The following is a 20,905-nucleotide window of genomic DNA, read 5'->3' on the forward strand; positions in this document are numbered from 1 at the left end:
CGCCGATGATCCCGATGTGACGGAGCGCTTCGCAGGCCAGAAGCGAACTGTTCTCAGCGGCTTTCTAGGCGCGGGCGATCTGTGCCACACTCACCACCTTTCGGGTCCCCCGTCGAAGGACTGTTCCAAGGACTTATGCAACCTCTGCTGCCCAGCCTGATCGCCGCCGTCCTTTATATCGGCACCACCGTCTACCAGGGCGCAAGCCTGGCCCGCCGCACCCCGCCGCAAAAACCGCTGCTCCTCCTGCTGGGCCTGGTCGCCCTGCTCTGCCAGGCCTACAGCCTGAGCCAGGAGCTGCTGACGCCTGCGGGCCTGGCGCTGGACTTCTTCAACGCCGCCAGCCTGATCTCCGCCGCGGTCACCGCCCTGACCCTGCTGGCCTGCCTGCGCATCCCGGTGCAGAACCTGCTGCTCTTCCTTTATCCGCTCGGCGCGCTGACCACCCTGCTGGCCGTGCTGGTGCCCCACGGCACCATCGAGCCGATCAACGAGCAGCCGGGCATCCTCGCCCATATCCTGCTGTCGATCCTGGCCTATGGTCTGCTGACCATCGCCGTGGTCCAGGCGCTGCTCCTGCTGGTGCAGGACCATCAGCTCAAGCACAAGCACCCGTCGGGCCTGATCCGCAACTTCCCGCCGCTGCAGACCATGGAAAGCCTGCTGTTCGGCTTCCTCTGGGGCGGCTGGTCGCTGCTCTCGCTGTCGCTGATCTCCGGCTGGCTGTTCGTCGACAACCTGTTCGCCCAGCACCTGGCGCACAAGACCATCCTCTCCTGCTTCGCCTGGGTGGTGTTCGGCGTGCTGCTGTGGGGCCGCCACCAGCTCGGCTGGCGCGGCCACAAGGCGATCCGCTGGACCCTCGCGGGTTTCTGCCTGCTGATGCTGGCCTACTTCGGCAGCAAGCTGGTCAAGGAATTCATCCTGCACATCTGAGGCTAACGGCGGCGCCTGCGCGCCGCTGAAGGACACGCGCGCATGGAAGAGATCCACCCCGGCTACCTGATCGGCCTGCTGGTCTTCCTGATCCTCTGTTCGGCGTTCTTCTCCAGCGTCGAGACCGGCATGCTCAGCCTCGACCGCTACCGCCTGCGCCACCTGTCCAAGCAGGGCAACCGCGGGGCGCGCCGTACCAGCTGGCTGCTGCTGCGCACCGACCGGCTGCTGGGCACCATCCTGATCGGCAACAACTTCGTCAACATCATCGCCTCGTCCCTGGCGACCCTGCTGGCCCTGCGCCTCTGGGGCGAAGCGGGCGTGGCCATCGCCACCGTGGCGCTGACGCTGATCCTGCTGATCTTCGGCGAGATCACGCCCAAGACCTACGCCGCCCTGCGCCCCGAGCGCGTGGCCTTCCCCGCCAGCCTGCCGCTGATCTGGATGCAGAAGCTGTTCAGCCCGCTGCTCTGGCTGATGACCGGCATCAGCAACCTGCTGCTGCGCATGGGCGGCCTCGACCCGACCCAGCGCGGCGGCAAGCCGCTGAGCAATGACGAGCTGCGCAGCGTGGTCACCGACTCCAGCGAGAAGCTCACCCACAATCGCCAGGACATGCTGCTGAGCATCCTCGACCTGGAAAAGATCACGGTGAACGACCTGATGGTGCCGCGCAACGAAGTCCAGGGCATCGACCTGGACGACGAGCTGGAAACCATCATCGGCCAGCTGCGCAACACCACCCATACCCGGCTGCCAGTGTTCCGCAACGACATCAACCAGGTCGAAGGCGTGGTGCACATGCGCCAGATCGCCCGTCTGCTGACCCATAACCAGTTGACCAAGGACAGCCTCAAGGCCGCCTGCCTGGAGCCCTACTTCGTGCCGGAGAGCACGCCGCTGTCGACCCAGCTGGTGAACTTCCAGAAGCAGAAGCGGCGCATCGGCATCGTCGTCGACGAATACGGCGAGGTGATCGGCATCATCACCCTGGAAGACATCCTCGAAGAGATCGTCGGCGAGTTCAGCAACCAGAACACCCTGCGCAACCCGGACATCCACCCCCAGGCCGACGGCACCTATGTCATCGACGGCTCCGCCAATCTGCGCGACGTCAACCGCGCACTGGGCTGGCAATTGCCCAGCGACGGCCCCAAGACCCTCAACGGCCTGGTCACCGAAGCACTGGAGCAGATTCCCGACTGCGCCGTATGCCTGAAGATCGGCCGCTACCGCCTGGAAATCCTCCAGTCCGGCGAAAACCGGGTGAAAAGTGTGCGCGCGTGGCTGCCTGGCGCGCCGCCGAGAGAACCCTACGCCGACGAGCTTGCCTGAGCCGCCCCGCCCGCCCCTATAATCCAGGCGGCTTACCCAGCCTCCCGCCGACGCCCGCCGCTATCCGCGACGCAGCGCCGGCCAGTCAATCGCACGCCCCGCCGACCCTCGACCCTGCGTCGTTGCCTTGCGAAGCAGCCGGCCTCGCCCCGCCCCCCCGCGAGCCGCGCCCATCCCGCCCCGACACCGGGCCGCGCTCGCACTCGCGCCATGGCGATGCCTCAAGAAACGTCGGACACGACCGCCAGAGTCGTCGCCGCGCCTGACTGCCAGGGATATTCCCGTATGACCAGTGCCACCCTCGAAGCCGCACAACCGGCCGAACAGACCAACTCCACCACCCGCGTCGCGGTAGCCAGCTTCATCGGCACCGCCATCGAGTTCTACGACTTCTACGTCTACGCCACCGCCGCCGCGCTGGTGATCGGCCCGGTGTTCTTCCCGCAGACCTCCGGCACTGCCCAGGCGCTCAGCGCCTTCATCACCTTCGGCATCGCTTTCCTCGCCCGCCCGCTGGGCTCGGCACTGTTCGGCCACTTCGGCGACCGTATCGGGCGCAAGTCGACCCTGGTCGCCTCGCTGCTGCTGATGGGCATCTCCACCACCCTGATCGGCCTGCTGCCGGGCTACGACAGCATTGGCGCCTGGGCGCCGATCCTGCTCTGCGTGCTGCGCTTCGGCCAGGGTCTCGGGCTGGGTGGCGAATGGGGCGGCGCGGCGCTGCTGGCCACGGAGAACGCGCCCAAGGGCCGTCGGGCCTGGTTCGGCATGTTCCCGCAGATGGGCCCGTCGATCGGCTTCCTCGCCGCCAACGGCCTGTTCCTCTGCCTGGCCATGCTGCTCAGCGAAGAGCAGTTCCGCGCCTGGGGCTGGCGTATTCCGTTCGTGCTCAGCGCCGTGCTGGTGATCGTCGGTCTGTACGTCCGCCTGAAGCTGGTGGAAACCCCGGTGTTCGCCAAGGCCATGGAACGCCACGAACGCTCCAGCCTGCCGATTGCCGAGCTGTTCGCCAAGCACTGGCGGCCGACCCTGCTGGGCGCCCTGGCGATGGTGGTGTGCTACGCCCTCTTCTATATCTCCACGGTGTTCTCGCTGAGCTATGGCGTCAGCACCCTGGGCTACAGCCGCGAAGACTTCCTCGGCCTGCTATGTATCGCCGTGCTCTTCATGGCGGCAGCAACACCGGTATCGGCCTGGCTGAGCGACCGCTTCGGGCGCAAACCGGTGCTGATCATCGGCTGCGTCGCCGCCATCGCCTCGGGCTTCGCCATGGAACCACTGCTGAGCCAGGGCTCGTCGGTGGAGGTAGCGATCTTCCTGTCGCTGGAGCTGTTCCTCATGGGTGTAACCTTCGCTCCCATGGGCGCGCTGCTGCCAGAACTCTTCCCCACCCACGTGCGCTACACCGGTGCTTCGGCGGCCTACAACCTGGGCGGCATCCTTGGTGCCTCAGTGGCGCCGTACATCGCGCAGAAGCTGGTGGGCATGGGTGGCCTGAGCTGGGTGGGCGGCTATGTGTCGGTTGCGGCGGCACTCAGCCTGCTGGCGGTGCTGTGCCTGCGCGAGACGCGCGGGGACGACCTGAACGATATCCGCTGAGACTTGCCTGTAGGAGCGAGCTTGCTCGCTCCTACAGGAGGGTTCGATCCTGGAAAACCAGCCATTGGGCCAGGTGTTCGCCCCAGACCTGATAACCCAGCGCCGACGGGTGATAGCCATCAATGGCAAGGAACTGTGGCTGCATCTCCAGGCTGACGCCGCAATACCCCGCCCCCTGCGCCAAGGCGAGGCTTCTGAGCTGACGATCCAGCAGCGCTGCGCGCCAGCCGAGCAGCCGGCGCAACAACCAGGGTAACGCCGTGAAATGCTGCAATGGCGGCACCGCCGTGCAGACGACCCGTGCGCCGCGACCACGAAAATGCGCGATCAATTGCTCAAGAGCCCCCAGCCAATGCTGGCCGGAGCTGAAATGCGTGGTGTCGTTGACGCCGAAGACCAGCGCCACCAGCTCGTAATCCTGATCAGTCGCCACCGGCAGCAGGCGCTCGCAGGCCTCTGCGGCAGTAATGCCGTTCTCCCCTACCGCACGCCAGGCAACAGGACGCTCCAGGCGGCTCGATAGCGCCAACGCCAGCCGCCCGGCCAGCGCAAAGTCCAGGCAGGACGCACCAACGCCGGCGACCGTGGACTCACCCAGCAGGAGAAGACGAAAAGGTTCGCCAGGAAACTCCGCGCCTGCAACGCCTTCGCAGACGCCCGCGGCGGGAGCCAGGCGCAAGGCCGTGCGCCTGGTACGCACGGCCATGGGCAGGGCCAACGGCAACAGCGGCAATGCCGCCGCCCACCACATCAGCCCCGCCCAGCGGCTCACAGCTGGACGTTGACCGCCTGGGCCGAACGGGTGGCCTTGGCGCGGGCGGCGTCGATCGACTCGTCGCGCGCCAGAGCAACGCCCATACGGCGCTGGCCATCCACCTCGGGCTTGCCGAACAGGCGCAGGGCGGTGTCTGGTTCGCTCAGGGCGGCGCCGAGATTACCGAAGGAAACCTGCTGCGACTTGCCTTCCACCAGGATCACCGCCGAGGCGGAATCGCCCAGTTGGCGGATCACCGGAATCGGCAGGCCGAGGATAGCGCGGGCATGCAGGGCGAATTCGGAGAGGTCCTGGGAAATCAGCGTCACCAGGCCGGTGTCGTGCGGGCGTGGCGAGACTTCGCTGAACCACACTTCATCGCCCTTCACGAACAGTTCCACGCCGAACAGACCACGGCCGCCCAGCGCTTCGGTGACCGCCTTGGCCACGCGCTCGGACTCGGCCAGCGCCTTCGGGCTCATCGCCTGCGGCTGCCAGGACTCGTGGTAGTCGCCCTTCACCTGGCGGTGGCCGATGGGCGCGCAGAAGGTAGTGCCGCCGATGTGGCGTACGGTCAGCAGGGTGATTTCGTAGTCGAAGTCGATGAAGCCCTCGACGATCACCCGGCCCTTGCCGGCGCGGCCGCCTTCCTGAGCGTAATCCCATGCGGTCTTCAGGTCGGCGTCGGACTTGAGCACGCTCTGGCCCTTGCCCGAGGAACTCATGATCGGTTTCACCACGCACGGATAGCCCACGGCGGCGACGCCCGCAGCGTAATCCTCGTAGGTATCGGCAAAGTGATAGGGCGAAGTGGGCAGGCCCAGCTCTTCAGCGGCCAGGCGACGGATGCCTTCGCGGTTCATGGTCAGCTGCGCGGCGCGCGCGGTCGGGATGACCGTGTAGCCTTCGTTCTCCAGCTCGACCAGGGTCGCGGTGGCGATGGCCTCGATCTCCGGCACGATGTAGTGCGGCTTCTCCTGCTCGATCACCGCGCGCAGGGCGACGCCGTCGAGCATGCTGATCACGTGGCTGCGATGCGCGACCTGCATGGCCGGCGCGTTCGCGTAGCGGTCCACGGCGATGACTTCGCAGCCCAGGCGCTGCAGTTCGATCGCCACTTCCTTGCCCAGCTCGCCGGAGCCACAGAGCAGTACGCGGGTCGCGCTCGGCGACAAGGGAGTTCCAATACGGGGCATTGCGGGAAACCTCAAGAAGGGAAAAATCGACGGCGTGCTAGACCAGCACGCCTTGTTCGCGGGCACGCTGTTCGCAACGCTGAAGCACTTCGCGCCGTTCGGCGTTGTCCATGAGCCCCCAGCGGGTGATTTCGGCAGCGCTGCGCTGGCAACCCAGGCAGATGTCGGCATCGTCCAGCGCGCAGACGTGCACGCAGGGCGAGGCGACGGGACGTTCTTCAGTCATTTTCCTGCTCGGCCAGGTCGCGGGCGTAGCGCTGGGCGTTGTGTACGTAGTGGGCAGCGCTGGCTTCGAGCATCTTCTTCTGCGGCTCGGTCAGCTCGCGCACCACCTTGCCGGGGGAGCCCATGACCAGGGAGCCGTCGGGGATTTCCTTGCCCTCGGGGATCAGCGCGTTGGCGCCGATGATGCAGTACTTGCCGATCTTCGCGCCATTGAGGATCACCGCGTTGATGCCGACGAGGCTGTAGTCGCCTACCTGGCAGCCGTGCAGCATGGCGTTGTGGCCGATGGTCACGCCCTTGCCCAGGGTCAGCGGGAAGCCCATGTCGGTATGCATGACGGTGCCGTCCTGCACGTTACTGTGCTCGCCGATGTGGATCAGCTCGTTGTCGCCGCGCAGCACGGCGTTGAACCAGACGCTGGCGCCGGCGTCGAGGCGCACCTTGCCGACCACCGTGGCGTTGGGGGCGATCCAGCTTTCCGGATGGGTTTCGACTCGGGAAGAGCCCAGGCGGTACTTCATGATTTCTCCTCAGACGGTGGCCGCTCGTTATTATCGGGTCTCAGCTCAGCTTGATGAACTTCGATGGCGGCTGGTGCAGGTCGATACGGGCGTCGTACAGCAGGTTCAGCAACTCGACCAGCATGATCGCGGACAGGCCCCAGATCTTGTAGCCCTCGAACAGGTAGCTCGGGACGTACCAACTGCGGCCGAAGTAATCGATACGGTGAGTGGTTTCCCGCGGGTCGCCACGGAAGAACTCCAGTGGCACCTTGAACACGGCGTCGATCTCGCCGTCATTGGGACGGTACTCCACGAAATCGGGGACGAAGCCGACGAATGGCTTGACCAGGATGCCGTGCCGCGACACCAGAGTGCTCAACGGACCGACCACCTCCACCAGCCCCGGCGGCAGGGCGATTTCCTCCTGCGCCTCGCGCAGCGCGGTGTGGATCAGGTCGACGTCCTCAGGATCACGGCGCCCGCCGGGGAAGGCCACCTCGCCGCTGTGGGTCGAGAGCCCGGTCGCGCGCAGGGTGAGCACGAGCTCTTCCTGGGGTGTGATGGGAAGCAGAACCGCCGCCTCGGGGAAGCTGTGGTCCGTTTCAAGGTCGCTTGGTTGGTGCGTCTGTATGCGTTGGCGCAGCTGGTCCAGCATGCCGAACATCCTGCGGGGGCCGATTCTTCTAATTGAAGGATCATGGCACGAAAGACGTCCCTGCCCAACCCCCGCCCCTTGCTGGGTGCACCACGCAGCGCGCAAGATTGCCGCATCGAAAAACAAGGAAACGGCATGAAATTCTGCAGTCAGTGCGGCGCCTGCGTAAGCCTGCGCATCCCCAGCGGCGACAACCGCCTGCGCTTCGTCTGCGACCAGTGCCAGACTGTTCATTACCAGAACCCGCGCATCGTTGCCGGCTGCCTGCCGGCCTGGCATGGGCGCATCCTTCTCTGCCGCCGTGCCATCGATCCGCGCCGAGGATACTGGACGCTGCCGGCGGGCTTCATGGAAAACGGTGAAACCCTGGAACAGGCCGCCGCTCGCGAGACGCTTGAAGAAGCCAATGCCCGCGTCCACGACCTGCAGCTTTATACGGTCTTTGATCTGCCGCATATCAGCCAGGTTTATATCTTCTTCCGTGCCGAACTCACCGACCTCGACTTCTGTGCCGGCGACGAAAGCCTGGAAGTACGGCTCTTCGAAGAATCCGACATTCCGTGGGGTGAGCTGGCTTTCCCCACCGTGGGTCGTACCTTAGAATATTTCCTGGCGGATCGGGTCATTCAGAACTTCCCGATACGCAATGAAGGGATTCTCCCAATGCTTGCACAGAAAAAGAACTTATAAGCTCATTTACCGCCTCTAAGGCTTTAGGAACTACCGGGGAACACCACTCGATGCGCTGGTTGATTGCCGTACTTTGTCTGACCTTCGCAGCGTTCTCGCATGCCAACGCGACGCCCACGCTCGACGGTCACATCGACAAGATTCTCGTGCTCAAGTCCGAGCGCAAATTGCACCTCATGAGCAACGGCAAGGTGCTCAAGAGCTACCGCGTGTCCCTGGGCAAGCGCCCGCAGGGCCCGAAACTGGCCGAGGGCGACAACCGCACGCCGGAGGGCTTCTACTGGGTCGACTGGCGCAAGACCAGCGACAAGTACAACCTCTCCATGCACATCTCCTACCCCAACGCCCGCGACGTGGCCAAGGCGCGGGAAAAGAGCCTGCAGCCGGGCGGCATGATCATGATCCACGGCACTCCGATGGATGATGAATACCCCGAGTGGTACTTCTCGACCCTGGACTGGACCAACGGCTGCATCGCCATGACCAATGCCGACATGCGCGAGGTCTGGAGCCTGGTCAAGGACGGCACGCTGATCGAGATTCGCCCGTAAGGGCAGCAGCATGAAAAAGGCGCCCGCGGGCGCCTTTTTCGTATGGTTCAGAACACCATGTCCGACAGCCGCCAGACCTCGAAGGCCGGCGTCTCATAAGGATGAGCCTGCTTGAGGGCCTTGACCGAGTCATGGATCAACTCGTCGGCGACCACCATCTCCACCTTCCATTCGGCGACCTGCTCGATGCTGCCGGCCTGGCCGATGAAGGGATTGCTGCCCTGCAAGGGGCGGAACTGTCCCTGTCCGAGTGCCTGCCAGCTACAGCTGTCATAGGCACCGATGCGTCCTGCACCGGCGGCGAACACCGCTTTCTTGACCGATTCCAGATGGCTTTCCGGAACGTAGAAACACAGTTTGTACATCGGAGACTCCGATCGAAACGGGGACACGACCGTGGCAAGACGGGCCACGGGTGACAAATGCTGCCACAAATAGTGGCACTTTGCCTCTTGCGACCGACAAGTCGTCGTCCAAGTTCGACCGTCCGGCTCCCTGCTGGTTCGTCGGGGAAGTCCTTTGTATGAAATCTGTGACCGACTTCGAGCTCCACTTTGCCGAAGCGGTGAGCGGAAGCCGTCAGACTATTCCGCATAACCAACCTAGCTTGTTGAGCATTGAATGAGATTTTTCGAACGAAATTTCTTCTTACTGCGTAGGGTAAATCCCTAAGAGATTTTTTGGGCGCTCTGGTCACAGCACCCGCCGTGGGATAAGGCGATAACTGCACGGTCCTTCCCACTCGTACGGTACTGCACCATGAACGACCTCATCGCCCGCTCCAACCCCGACGGCTCCACACGCCGCCAGAAGCTTCTACTGATCTACCCACCGATGACCACCCCCACCTCGCCGCCCCTGGGTGCTCCGATGCTCAAGGGCTACATCGAGCGGGAACTGCCCAATTGGGACGTGAAGGTGCTGGACCTGAACCTGTGGTGCTACGAACGATTGTTCGAGATGTTGCGCAGCGGGTTCCTGCAGATACCCGGGACAAGCCCCAGCAGCCTCGCTGCACTGCTGGAAACGCCAGACTTCTTCCGTGGCAAATCGATGAAGGACTTCTACGGCGACCCGGTCGCTTACGATCAATACGGTGAATTGCTGCTCACCCTCACGCACATGATGAGCGAAATACTCGGGCGCGAGGCCGATGACCTGCACCAGGGCGCCCACCTCACCCCGCTGCTCTCAGAAGCCTTCGACCTCATTATCAAGGAGCAGGCTGACTGCTATGGCTTCTCCATGATCTTCAGCCAGCAACTGCCCATCGGTGCGGCGTTCGGACGCCTGGTGCGGCAAGTCACCGGGCGCAAGGTCTTCTTTGGCGGCAGCTGCTTTACGGCAGGCGCGGAAGACTTCCTCCGCTGGTATCCCCATTCGGCAGACGTCATCATCGATGGCGATGGCGAAGAGCCTCTCAAGCAACTGCTGCTGCAAGGTGGCTCACCAGCGAATGTCCCGGGCGCCGTGTTTTTCGAGGCTGGTGAAGTCAAACGCAACCCCTCCGAATACCGTCGGGATATCGACGCCTACGGCAAGCCGGACTTCGGCGACCTGACGCTTGACCGCTATTACTCCCCCACTCCCGTCATCCCTTTGCTGCTGTCACGCGGCTGCTACTGGCGCCGCTGTACTTTCTGCGTGCATTACATGTCCGCCGGGCTGACTTATCGCCTGCATGGCCTGGAAATGGTCATCGACATGCTCCGAGGCTTTGTCGAAAAGGGCATCCGGCACTTCTCGTTCGTCGATGAAATGATCGCTCCCGGCCATTTTGCCAAGTTGGCGGATGCCATCATCGAGTCTGGCCTGGATATTTCCTACTACGCCCTGAGCAAGCCCAACCGCACCTTCACCCCCGAGATTCTCGCCAAGATGGCGCGTTCCGGTTGCAAGTACCTGCTCTGGGGCCTGGAAAGCGGCACACAACGCATTCTCGACCTGATGGACAAGGGCACGAAAATCGACGATGTCGAACAGGTATTGCGCAATGCCCACGCCGCGGGGATTGCCAACCATGTTTACATGATCTGCGGTTTCCCAACCGAAACCGAGGAAGAATTCCACAACACACTGCGCTTCCTGGACCGCAACCGCGACTACATCTACTCGATTCACCGCGGCACCTTCTCGCTGGAGCCTGGCTCCCCCATCCATAAGGAACAGGAACGCTTCGGCGTTACCCGCGCTTGGATGGCCCGTCCCACGCCCCTGGGCGGACGCTGGCACCATGAAACGGTCAGCGGCATGAATAGGGACGAAGTACAAACGGTCTTCCGCGCGGCCCAGCCGTTCTTGCGGCGCTTCAACCCTTATGCGGTATTCCTGGCCAACTACCGGGATCACGCCATGCTGGTCTACGACAAGCTCGGCGCCGACGCGGTGCACAAGATGCCCCGTCACTTCCCCGACCTGAGCAAAGTGATTGAAGCCAGGAACAGCCAGACCACCACTGCGGACCTGATGAGTTGATCCGTTGACACAGGCCACTCGCCACCGTTCTTCCTTCAGCCGTTCTGCGCCGCTAGCGAAGCTCCCGGCGCCTTGAATGCTGGCCATCGCAGTAGGGTAGTTCGGCAGACCGGCCGCAGCGGCAGAGCAGCAGGTAACGCTCGCGCTTCACCGTGAGTTCCAGCACATCCGGGCATTGCTCGGCAGCATCCGGCAGACTCGCGCAATGTCCGCAGCGACACAGGCGCAGCACCTGCCCCGACGTCACCGGGCGAACTTCGGGAAGCACGGGGTCGTCAGCCAAGGCAGCCTCCAGCGATGGCCAGGCAAAGAAAAAGGGGAAAGCCGAAGCTTTCCCCTTTTTCGTCACGCATGAAGGCCGAACTCAGCCGACCCAAACGCGGGCATTGCGGAACATGCGCATCCAGCCGCCGTCCTCTTCCCACTCGTCCGGACGCCAGGAGTTCTGCACGGCGCGGAACACGCGCTCCGGGTGCGGCATCATGATGGTGACTCGGCCGTCGCGGCTGGTCAGGCCGGTGATACCACGGGGCGAGCCGTTCGGGTTGGCCGGGTAGGTCTCGGTGACCTTGCCCAGGTTGTCGACGAAGCGCATGGCCACGGTACCGGACAGGTCGGCTTCGAGCAGGGCTTCCTCGCTTTCGAACTCCGCATGGCCTTCACCGTGGGCGATGGCGATCGGCAGGCGCGAACCGGCCATGCCCTGCAGGAAGATCGACTGCGACTCCTGCACCTGAACCATCGCCACGCGCGCCTCGAACTGCTCGGAGCGGTTGCGCACGAAGTGCGGCCAGAACTCGGTGCCGGGGATCAGCTCGTGCAGGTTGGACATCATCTGGCAACCGTTGCACACGCCCAGTGCGAAGCTGTCCTTGCGCTCGAAGAAGGCCTGGAAGCCATCGCGGGCACGGGCGTTGAACAGGATCGACTTGGCCCAGCCTTCGCCGGCGCCCAGCACGTCGCCGTAGGAGAAGCCGCCGCAGGCCACCAGGCCCTTGAACTGCTCCAGGCTGATGCGGCCGGAGAGGATATCGCTCATGTGCACGTCGACTGCGGTGAAACCGGCGCGGTCGAAGGCAGCGGCCATTTCCACCTGACCGTTGACGCCCTGCTCGCGCAGGATGGCGATCTGCGGACGCACACCTTTCTTGATGTAGGGCGCGGCGATGTTGTCGTTGACGTCGAAGCTCAGCTTCACCGACAGGCCGGGGTTGTCCTCGTCCAGCAGGCCGTCGAATTCCTGGTCGGCGCAGTCGGCGTTGTCGCGCATGCGCTGGATACGGTAGCTGGTTTCGCTCCAGATACGCTGCAGGTTGCGGCGCTGGTCGTTGAAGACGCGCTCGCCATTGAAGTCCAGGTTGATCTCGGCGCCGTTGACCGGCTGGCCGATGACGGCGACGCAGTCTTCCAGGCCGGCAGCGCTGAACTGGGCCAGCACTTCCGGGGTGGCGGCGGAGCGAACCTGGATGACGGCGCCCAGCTCTTCGTTGAACAGGGCGGCGGTCAGCTCGTCACGGCTGTCGGCCAGCGCGTCGAGGTTCAGGTCCAGACCGCAATGACCGGCGAAGGCCATTTCCACCACGGTGGCCATCAGGCCACCGTCGGAACGGTCGTGGTAGGCCAGCAGGTGGCCGTCGGCGTTCAGGCCCTGGATCACAGCGAAGAAGGCCTTCAGGTCTTCGGCATCGTCGACGTCCGGCGCAGCGCGGCCGATCTGGCCGTTGACCTGGGCGAGGATGGAGCCGCCCATGCGGTTCTTGCCACGGCCCAGATCGATGGCGATCAGGTCGGTCTCGCCCTTGTCCAGGCGCAGTTGCGGGGTCAGGGTCTTGCGTACGTCGTTGACCGGGGCAAAGCCGGAGATGATCAGCGACATCGGCGAGGTCACGCTCTTCTCGGCGTCGCCATCCTGCCAGCGGGTCTTCATGGACATGGAGTCCTTGCCCACCGGGATGGTGATGCCCAGCGCCGGACACAGTTCCATACCGACAGCCTTGACGGTGTCGTACAGGCGCGCGTCTTCGCCCGGGTGGCCGGCAGCGGCCATCCAGTTGGCGGAGAGCTTGATCTCGGAGATCTTGTCGATGCTCGCGGCGGCCAGGTTGGTGATGGTCTCACCGATCGCCATGCGGCCGGAGGCCGGGGCGTCGATCAGGGCCAGCGGAGTGCGCTCGCCCATCGCCATGGCTTCACCGGTGTAGACGTCGAAGCTGGTGGCGGTGACGGCGCAGTCGGCCACCGGCACCTGCCACGGGCCGACCAACTGGTCGCGCGCCACGAGGCCGGTGATGGTGCGGTCGCCGATGGTGATCAGGAAGTTCTTGCTGGCCACGGCCGGGTGACGCAGCACACGCTGAGTGGACTCGGTCAGGTCCAGGCCGACAGTGGCGAAGTCATCGCCCAGTTCGGCTTCGCGGGTGACCGAACGGTGCATGCGCGGCGGCTTGCCCAGCAGTACTTCCAGCGGCATGTCCACCGGATTGTTGCCGAAGTGGCTGTCGGCGACGGTCAGCTGCTTCTCTTCGGTGGCTTCACCGACCACGGCGAACGGGCAGCGCTCGCGCTCGCAGATGGCCTTGAAGGTCTCGAAGTCGGCGGCGTCGACCGACATCACGTAGCGTTCCTGCGACTCGTTGCACCAGATTTCCAGCGGGCTCATGCCCGGCTCGTCGTTGGGCACGGCGCGCAGTTCGAAGCGGCCGCCACGGCCGCCGTCGTTGATCAGTTCCGGCAGGGCGTTGGAGATGCCGCCCGCGCCCACGTCGTGGATGAACTTGATCGGGTTGTTCTCGCCCATCTGCCAGCAGCGGTCGATGACCTCCTGGCAACGGCGCTCCATTTCCGGGTTCTCGCGCTGCACCGAGGCGAAGTCCAGGTCAGCGGCGGACGCGCCGGTGGCCATGGAGGACGCGGCGCCGCCGCCCAGGCCGATCAGCATGGCCGGGCCGCCGAGTACGATCAGCTTGGCGCCGACCGAGATCTCGCCCTTCTGCACGTGGTCTTCGCGGATGTTGCCCAGGCCGCCGGCGATCATGATCGGCTTGTGGTAACCACGGACTTCCTCACCACGCGGAGTGGCGATGGCCTGCTCGAAGGTACGGAAATAACCGGCCAGGTTTGGGCGGCCGAATTCGTTGTTGAACGCGGCGCCGCCCAACGGGCCTTCGATCATGATGTCCAGCGGAGTGACGATGCGCTCGGGCTTGCCGTAGGGCACTTCCCAGGGCTGCTCGAAGCCGGGGATGTTCAGGTTGGAGACGGTGAAGCCGACCAGGCCGGCCTTCGGCTTGGCACCGCGGCCGGTTGCGCCTTCGTCGCGGATCTCGCCGCCGGAGCCGGTGGAGGCGCCGGGGAAGGGAGCGATGGCGGTCGGGTGGTTGTGGGTCTCCACCTTCATCAGGATATGCACGGGCTCTTCGCTCGCCGCGTACTCGCGGGTTTCCGCGTTCGGGTAGAAGCGGCCGGCGACGTAGCCTTTCATGACCGCAGCGTTGTCCTTGTACGCGGACAGCACGCCTTCGCGGTGCATTTCATAGGTGTTCTTGATCATGCCGAACAGGCTCTTGTCCTGCGACTGGCCGTCGATGTCCCAACTGGCGTTGAAGATCTTGTGGCGGCAGTGCTCGGAGTTGGCCTGGGCGAACATCATCAGCTCGACGTCGTGCGGGTTGCGACCCATCTCGACGAAGCTTTTCACCAGGTAGTCGATCTCATCGTCGGCCAGGGCCAGGCCCAGTTCAAGGTTGGCCTTCTCCAGCGCGGCGCGACCGCCGGCAAGGATGTCCACCACGGTCAGCGGCTTGGGCTGGGCGTGGCTGAACAGGGCGGAAGCCTCTTCGAGCTGGCTCAGAACCAGTTGGGTCATGCGGTCGTGCAGGCGGGCGGCAACGGCTTGTACGTCGGCCTCGCTCAGCTCACCGCTGACGTAGTAGGCGATGCCGCGCTCGATGCGCTCGATCTTGGCCAGGCCGCAGTTGCGGGCGATGTCCGAGGCCTTGCTCGACCAGGGCGAGATGGTGCCGAAGCGCGGCACCACCAGGAACAGACGGCCGGCGGGCTCCTGCACGGGGACGCTCGGGCCGTATTTCAGCAGGCGCGCCAGGACTTGTTCTTCCTCGGCGTTGAGGGCTCCGGTGACCTCGGCGAAGTGCGCAAACTCGGCATACAGCCCGGTGACGGCGGGCACATGCTGGGTCAGCAGGTCGAGCAGTTTGCCGTGGCGGAAAGCGGAAAGGGCGGGAGCACCGCGCAGGATCAGCATTGTCGGAACAGCCTCTGGAGACGGGGAAGTGTGTGGGGCCGGACGGGCCGGCCCACAGAGGCCGTGCATTCTACCGTAAAGCGCTGCGTGGCGGCAGCTCTCAAGCGCCTTCCTTGCCGTTGCTCCCGCGAAAATCGCCATTCATCTTCGAATGCCTTCGAGCGACGGCCGCGCGAGCGCTTGCGTCCGGGCCTCCGTGGCCGACAGGCCGACGAACGGCGCGCCAGCTAGCAGAGAAGCCGTCGGCTGTCGAGATATGGCGCACAACTGCCTTTGCGTATACTGCCCTGATGCTTGCCCTGACTGTGTCCCGTGTGCGCTGCACCGCCTGGATCTTGGCGACCTGTATCTTTCTGCTGCTTTGCGGCTGTAGCGAGGCGAAAGCCCCGACGGCCCTCGAGCGCGTGCAGAAGGACGGCGTGCTGCGCGTGATCACCCGCAACAGTCCGGCCACCTACTTCCAGGACCGCAACGGCGACACCGGCTTCGAGTACGAGCTGGCCAAGCGCTTTGCCGACAGCCTGGGCGTACAGCTGCAGATCGAAACCGCCGACAACATCGACGACCTCTATGATCGCATCGGCCGCGACGGCGGGCCGAACCTGGCTGCCGCCGGACTGACGCCGGGCGGCGAACGCGATAGCCAGGTGCGCTACTCGCACTCCTACCTCGACGTCACCCCGCAGGTTGTCTACCGCAACGGTGCCCAGCGCCCTACCCGCCCGGACGATCTGGTGGGCAAGCGCATCGTCGTCCTGAAAGGCAGCAGCCACGCCGCGCAACTGGCCGAACTGAAGAAGCAGTACCCCAAGCTGGAGTATCGCGAATCCGATGCCGACGAAATGGTCGACCTGCTGCGCATGGTGGACGTCGGCGAGATCGACCTGACCCTGGTCGACTCCAACGAACTGGCAATGAACCAGGTGTATTTCCCCAACGTTCGTGTCGCCTTCGACCTTGGCGACGCCAAGGGGTTGGCCTGGGCGCTGCCGGCCGGGGATGACAACAGCCTGCTGGAGAAGGTCAACGCCTTCCTCGACAAGGCCAAGCAGGATGGTCTGCTGCAGCGCCTGAAGGACCGCTATTACGGCCATGTGGACGTGCTCGGTTATGTCGGCGCCTACACCTTCGCCCAGCATCTGCAGCAACGCCTGCCCAAGTACGAACAGCACTTCCGCCAGAGCGGTACCAAGCTCGAGGCAGACTGGCGCCTGCTGGCGGCCATCGGCTACCAGGAGTCGATGTGGCAGCCCGACGCTACCTCCAAGACCGGCGTGCGCGGCCTGATGATGCTGACCAACCGCACCGCCCAGGCCATGGGCGTGGCCAATCGCCTGGACCCGAAGCAGAGCATCCAGGGCGGCAGCAAGTACTACGTGCAGATCAAGGACGAGCTGCCCGACAGCATCAAGGACCCGGACCGCATGTGGTTCGCCCTGGCGGCCTACAACATCGGCGGCGCGCACCTCGACGACGCGCGCAAGATGGCCGAGCAGCAGGGCCTCAACCCGAACAAGTGGCTGGATGTGAAGAAGATGCTGCCGCGCCTGTCGCAGAAGCAGTACTACCGCAAGACCCGTTACGGCTACGCGCGCGGCGGCGAGACGGTGCACTTCGTGCAGAACGTGCGCCGCTACTACGACATCCTCACCTGGGTGACCCAGCCGCAGATGGAAGGCGGCCAGCTCGCCGAGAGCGGCCTGCACCTGCCGGGCGTGAACAAGACCAAGCCCGACGATGACGACGGGCGGGATCAGAAGCTCTGAGCTGATCCACGCCGACTCGCACTCCTACAACTCCAGAAGTGCTCAGCCCTTGCGACGCGCCTTGAAGAAGGCAGAGAGCATCGCGCTGCATTCCTCTCCCAGCACTCCACCTTCCACCAGCACCCGGTGGTTGAGGAAGCCCTGTTCGAAGAAGTTACCCCGGCTGACCACCACGCCCGACTTGGGCTCGGTGGCGCCGAACACCACGCGCTGGATGCGCGAGTGCACCAGCAGGCCGGCGCACATGCTGCAGGGTTCGAGGGTGACATAGAGCGTGCTGCCGGGCAGTCGGTAGTTCTGCGCGGCGGCGGCGGCCTCGCGGATGGCGACCATTTCCGCATGGGCGCTGGGGTCGTGGGAGCTGATCGGGCGGTTGAAGCCTCGGCCGATGACCTGGCCGTCCAGCACCAGCACAGCGCCCACGGGCACTTCGCCCAGCGCCGCGCCCTGCTCGGCCAGGGCCATGGCTTCACGCATGAAGGGGATGTCCTGGCTGCGGTCGATGACCGGCGCCAGCCCCTTCACCGTCGGATGCCCCTTGCTGTTGGTCAGCCGCACCATGCCTCGCCCACCGCGATGGTTCCCATCAGCCCGGTCTCCATGTGATCGATCACGTGGCAGTGGAACATCCACAGGCCGGGGTTATCCGCCACCAGCGCCACGCGTGCCGTCTCATTCTTGCCCAGCAGGTAGGTGTCGGTGAAGTACGGGATGATGTCGCGGCGATCCGAATCCAGCACCTTGAAGGCCATGCCGTGCAGGTGGATCGGATGCTGGTACTGGGTCATGTTGCGCAGCACGAAGATATAGCTGTTGCCTTCCTTGAGCTTGGCCAGCGGCGGCGCGTTGTGCTTGTGCTCCTCACCGCCCTGCCAGGCCACGCCATTGATCTGCCACAGCGACGGCGCCGACTGCCCCTTGGAGTAGTCGGACATGGCGCCGACCCACTCGAACTTGAAGTTGATGGTCTCGGCGTTCTTCAGGTCCGGCTCGGCCACCGGGTTGCGCGGCAGCGGCGCCGGCCACTTGGCGGTGGGCGCTTTCGGGTTGGCGACGCCACGGATGGTCGCCAGACGCACCGGGCCATTGCGCAGCGACAGCTCGGCGCCTTCCGCCGGGCCGCGGATGCCCAGCTCCAGGCGCATGCCCGGGCCGATCCAGTACTGGTCATTCGGCCCCTTGCCGAAATCGCGCGGCTCCACCGGGTGGCCGTCGATGGCGTAGATCTTCGCCTCGGCGTCCGGCAGGTTGAGGCGGTAGGTCACGGTGTTGTCGACGTTGAGGATACGCACGCGGACGATCTCGCCGGCCGGCAATTCGATCACCGGGGTACGTTCGCCGTTGATGGTCGACAGGCGTCCGCGAGTCCCTTCGCGCGCGGCCTCGCGCGGCACGCTGAAGGCCGTGAAGTTGCCCTCCTCGTCCACGTGCCAGGTCTTCAGGTTGAGGATCTTTTCGCTGGTGAACTCGGTGGGCTCGCGCTCGTCGATGATCAGCGGCCCGACCAGGCCGCGGCCCAGTTGCTCGCTGCTCATCAGGTGCGGGTGGTACCAGTAGCTGCCGGCGTCCGGCGTCTTGAACTGGTAGATGAAGCTCTCGCCCGGCTGCACCGGCGGCTGCGAGATGTAGGGCACGCCGTCCATCTCGATGGGCAGGCGGATGCCGTGCCAGTGGATGGTGGTCGGCTCGTCCAGCTTGTTGGTGAAGCGCACGCGCAGCCAGTCGCCCTGGCGCGCACGGATTTCCACACCGGGTGCCTGGCCGCCATAACCCAGGCCAGGGGTCTTGTGGCCGGGCACCAGCTCCAGGTCCAGCGGCGCGGCGATCAGTTCGTAATCATGCTCGGCGGCTACCTGCGGGCGCGCCAGCCAGATGCGCGCGCCACCGGCGCCCAGGCCGACGACGGCCAGGCCAGCGAGGCCACCGAGTACTTGTCTACGGGTAAACGACATGGGTCCAGACTCCTCGAACAAGGGACTTGCGACCCCATCGGCTTTCACGGAGGTTGGCGCGTTCGCGCCCGGCGCCAGGCTCTTGCGGCCGGCTGCATTGCTCTGCTTCCCACATAGGAAGCAGAAGGCAACTGTGCATGAAGGCGCAAACGCCTCTCATGCGCCAGGTCAAGGACAGGTATCCCCGTCCTCGCCTGTTGAAGAAAGCGGCGAGATTGCCGCTTTCCTCGTTAAGGAAACGTTAAAACCTGAATTCGATCTCGCGAGCTAGAGCCGTAGTAGGCGGAAAGCGCCCGAAGAGCGGAGTTTACAGCTGTAAATGGGCACCTGAGGGCGCTTTCCAACGCCCTACGGCCGACGCGCAGCAGATCGAAGCAGGTTTTAGACGTCTCCGATCATTCCCACTCGATGGTCGCCGGCGGCTTGCTCGACACGTCGTAGGTGACGCGGGAGATGCCGTCGATCTCGTTGATGATGCGATTCGAGACCTTCTCCAGCAGCTCGTACGGCAGGTGCGCCCAGCGAGCGGTCATGAAGTCGATGGTTTCCACGGCGCGCAGCGCAACGACCCAGGCGTAACGGCGGCCATCGCCGACCACGCCGACGGATTTCACCGGCTGGAATACCACGAAGGCCTGGCTGGTCTTGTGGTACCAGTCGAAGTTGCGCAGCTCTTCGATGAAGATGTGGTCCGCGCGACGCAGCAGGTCGGCGTACTCCTTCTTCACCTCGCCGAGGATGCGCACGCCCAGGCCCGGGCCCGGGAACGGGTGGCGGTAGACCATGTCGTAGGGCAGGCCCAGCTCCAGGCCGATCTTGCGGACTTCGTCCTTGAACAGCTCGCGCAGCGGCTCGACCAGTTCGAACTGCATGTCCTCGGGCAGGCCGCCGACGTTGTGGTGCGACTTGATCACGTGGGCCTTGCCGGTCTTGGCGCCGGCCGACTCGATCACGTCGGGGTAGATGGTGCCCTGGGCGAGGAACTTCACGTCCTTCAGCTTGGTGGCTTCCTCATCGAAGACTTCGATGAAGCTGCCGCCAATGATCTTGCGCTTCTGCTCCGGGTCACTGACGCCGGCCAGACGGCTGAGGAACTTCTCTTCGGCGTTGGCGCGGATCACCTTGACGCCCATGTTCTCGGCAAACATGGCCATCACCTGGTCACCCTCGTGCAGGCGCAGCAGGCCGTTGTCGACGAAGACGCAGGTCAGCTGGTCGCCGATGGCCTTGTGCAGCAGGGCTGCGACCACCGAGGAGTCCACGCCGCCGGACAGGCCCAGCAGCACTTTGGAGTTGCCGACCTGGGCACGCACGGTGGCGATGGCGTCGTTGACGATGTTGGACGGAGTCCACAGGGCTTCGCAGCCGCAGATGTCCAGCACGAAGCGCGAGAGGATGCGACCGCCCTGCTTGGTGTGGGTCACTTCCGGGTGGAACTGCACGCCGTAGTAGCCACGGGCATCGTCCGCCATGGCGGCGATCGGGCAGCTCGGGGTGCTGGCGAGGATGTGGAAGCCGGCCGGAATCTCGGTAACCTTGTCGCCGTGGCTCATCCACACGTCGAGGCCGAAGACGCCGTCCTCATCCACGTGATCTTCGATGCCGTCGAGCAGGCGGGCCTTGCCGACGACGTCGACGCGGGCGTAGCCGAACTCGCGCAGGTCCGAACCCAGCACCTTGCCGCCCATCTGCTCGGCCATGGTCTGCATGCCGTAGCAGATACCGAACAGCGGCACCTTGAGGTCGAACACCGCCTGCGGCGCGCGCGGGCTGTTGGCCTCGTGCACCGACTCCGGGCCGCCGGCCAGGATGACGCCGCGCGGGGCGAAGGCACGAACCTCGTCGTCGCTCATGTCGAACGGGTGGATCTCGCAGTACACGCCGATCTCGCGAACGCGGCGGGCGATCAGCTGGGTGTACTGGGAGCCGAAGTCGAGGATCAGGATCCGGTGAGCGTGAATGTCTTGGGCCATGGCCATCTCTCGTAGCGAAATTCTTAAACGACAC

Annotated in this window: 18 protein-coding genes; 7 read left to right on the forward strand and 11 right to left on the reverse strand. The window is 64.7% G+C overall.

Features of this window, described 5'->3' with window-relative positions; genetic code table 11:
* The first annotated feature begins 135 nt into the window (after positions 1-135).
* The 3 genes from LDJ84_RS23520 to LDJ84_RS23530 all read left to right on the forward strand — a co-directional run bounded on the left by LDJ84_RS23520 (position 136) and on the right by LDJ84_RS23530 (position 3,870).
* Positions 136-936 (forward strand): inner membrane protein YpjD, encoded by an 801-nt coding sequence (locus tag LDJ84_RS23520; protein WP_024766880.1) that lies wholly within the window; start codon positions 136-138, stop codon positions 934-936.
* 42 nt (positions 937-978) lie between these two features.
* Positions 979-2,271, forward strand: coding sequence for an HlyC/CorC family transporter (locus LDJ84_RS23525; protein ID WP_084357578.1), 1,293 nt, complete (start codon positions 979-981; stop codon positions 2,269-2,271).
* 285 nt (positions 2,272-2,556) lie between these two features.
* Positions 2,557-3,870 carry an MFS transporter gene (locus LDJ84_RS23530; RefSeq protein ID WP_024762998.1) on the forward strand — a complete coding sequence of 438 codons (1,314 nt, stop codon included), beginning with the start codon at positions 2,557-2,559 and terminating at the stop codon, positions 3,868-3,870.
* Between the two features lie 31 nt (positions 3,871-3,901).
* Here the strand turns inward: LDJ84_RS23530 and LDJ84_RS23535 are convergent, their stop codons facing one another.
* The 5 genes from LDJ84_RS23535 to LDJ84_RS23555 are packed head-to-tail and all read right to left on the reverse strand — an operon-like array spanning position 3,902 to position 7,203.
* Positions 3,902-4,642: an SGNH/GDSL hydrolase family protein gene (locus LDJ84_RS23535; protein WP_024762997.1), complete on the reverse strand. Its 741-nt coding sequence runs from the start codon at positions 4,640-4,642 to the stop codon at positions 3,902-3,904.
* Positions 4,639-5,820: a formate-dependent phosphoribosylglycinamide formyltransferase gene (purT, locus tag LDJ84_RS23540; RefSeq protein ID WP_024762996.1), complete on the reverse strand. Its 1,182-nt coding sequence runs from the start codon at positions 5,818-5,820 to the stop codon at positions 4,639-4,641. The genes LDJ84_RS23535 and purT overlap by 4 nt, the downstream gene beginning before the upstream one ends.
* Positions 5,821-5,857: 37 nt before the next feature.
* Entirely contained in the window at positions 5,858-6,046 is a 189-nt protein-coding gene (locus LDJ84_RS23545) for a DUF1289 domain-containing protein (protein ID WP_024762995.1), read from the reverse strand.
* Positions 6,039-6,566 (reverse strand): gamma carbonic anhydrase family protein, encoded by a 528-nt coding sequence (locus tag LDJ84_RS23550; RefSeq protein ID WP_024762994.1) that lies wholly within the window; start codon positions 6,564-6,566, stop codon positions 6,039-6,041. The genes LDJ84_RS23545 and LDJ84_RS23550 overlap by 8 nt, the downstream gene beginning before the upstream one ends.
* Positions 6,567-6,606: 40 nt before the next feature.
* The gene (locus LDJ84_RS23555; protein WP_037006654.1) at positions 6,607-7,203 is read right to left on the reverse strand and encodes a CoA pyrophosphatase; all 597 of its coding nucleotides are present in this window, start codon (positions 7,201-7,203) and stop codon (positions 6,607-6,609) included.
* A 135-nt stretch (positions 7,204-7,338) separates the two neighbouring features.
* Between LDJ84_RS23555 and LDJ84_RS23560 the strand changes: the two genes are divergently transcribed.
* Complete coding sequence (locus LDJ84_RS23560) at positions 7,339-7,893, forward strand: NUDIX hydrolase (RefSeq protein ID WP_024762992.1); 555 nt, start codon at positions 7,339-7,341, stop codon at positions 7,891-7,893.
* A gap of 50 nt (positions 7,894-7,943) precedes the next feature.
* Positions 7,944-8,444: a L,D-transpeptidase family protein gene (locus LDJ84_RS23565; RefSeq protein ID WP_024762991.1), complete on the forward strand. Its 501-nt coding sequence runs from the start codon at positions 7,944-7,946 to the stop codon at positions 8,442-8,444.
* 47 nt (positions 8,445-8,491) lie between these two features.
* Here LDJ84_RS23565 and LDJ84_RS23570 read toward each other — a convergent pair whose 3' ends face one another.
* Positions 8,492-8,809: a YqfO family protein gene (locus LDJ84_RS23570; RefSeq protein ID WP_024762990.1), complete on the reverse strand. Its 318-nt coding sequence runs from the start codon at positions 8,807-8,809 to the stop codon at positions 8,492-8,494.
* Between the two features lie 394 nt (positions 8,810-9,203).
* On the opposite strand from LDJ84_RS23570, the gene LDJ84_RS23575 reads away from it, so the two are divergent.
* Positions 9,204-10,919 (forward strand): B12-binding domain-containing radical SAM protein, encoded by a 1,716-nt coding sequence (locus tag LDJ84_RS23575; protein WP_226045498.1) that lies wholly within the window; start codon positions 9,204-9,206, stop codon positions 10,917-10,919.
* Between the two features lie 52 nt (positions 10,920-10,971).
* Here the strand turns inward: LDJ84_RS23575 and LDJ84_RS23580 are convergent, their stop codons facing one another.
* Positions 10,972-11,202, reverse strand: a complete 231-nt coding sequence (locus tag LDJ84_RS23580) for a CDGSH iron-sulfur domain-containing protein (RefSeq protein ID WP_205346025.1) — start codon at positions 11,200-11,202, stop codon at positions 10,972-10,974.
* Positions 11,203-11,283: 81 nt separating this feature from the next.
* Complete coding sequence (gene purL, locus LDJ84_RS23585) at positions 11,284-15,180, reverse strand: phosphoribosylformylglycinamidine synthase (RefSeq protein WP_226045499.1); 3,897 nt, start codon at positions 15,178-15,180, stop codon at positions 11,284-11,286.
* A 290-nt stretch (positions 15,181-15,470) separates the two neighbouring features.
* On the opposite strand from purL, the gene mltF reads away from it, so the two are divergent.
* Positions 15,471-16,946 (forward strand): membrane-bound lytic murein transglycosylase MltF, encoded by a 1,476-nt coding sequence (mltF, locus tag LDJ84_RS23590; RefSeq protein ID WP_024762987.1) that lies wholly within the window; start codon positions 15,471-15,473, stop codon positions 16,944-16,946.
* A 42-nt stretch (positions 16,947-16,988) separates the two neighbouring features.
* On the opposite strand, the gene tadA is transcribed toward mltF, so the two are convergent.
* The 3 genes from tadA to guaA form a co-directional block, all read right to left on the reverse strand.
* Positions 16,989-17,507, reverse strand: a complete 519-nt coding sequence (gene tadA / locus LDJ84_RS23595; RefSeq protein ID WP_065084989.1) for a tRNA adenosine(34) deaminase TadA — start codon at positions 17,505-17,507, stop codon at positions 16,989-16,991.
* Positions 17,495-18,898: a multicopper oxidase family protein gene (locus LDJ84_RS23600; protein ID WP_226045500.1), complete on the reverse strand. Its 1,404-nt coding sequence runs from the start codon at positions 18,896-18,898 to the stop codon at positions 17,495-17,497. Before LDJ84_RS23600 ends, tadA begins: the two co-directional genes overlap by 13 nt.
* A gap of 395 nt (positions 18,899-19,293) precedes the next feature.
* A complete protein-coding gene (guaA, locus tag LDJ84_RS23605; RefSeq protein ID WP_024762984.1) occupies positions 19,294-20,871 on the reverse strand; it encodes a glutamine-hydrolyzing GMP synthase in 1,578 nt (525 codons plus the stop codon).
* Between the last annotated feature and the right edge of the window lie 34 nt (positions 20,872-20,905).

It is taken from the genome of Pseudomonas sp. HS-18 (genome assembly GCF_020401845.1).
Classification (GTDB): Bacteria; Pseudomonadota; Gammaproteobacteria; order Pseudomonadales; family Pseudomonadaceae; genus Pseudomonas; species Pseudomonas nitroreducens.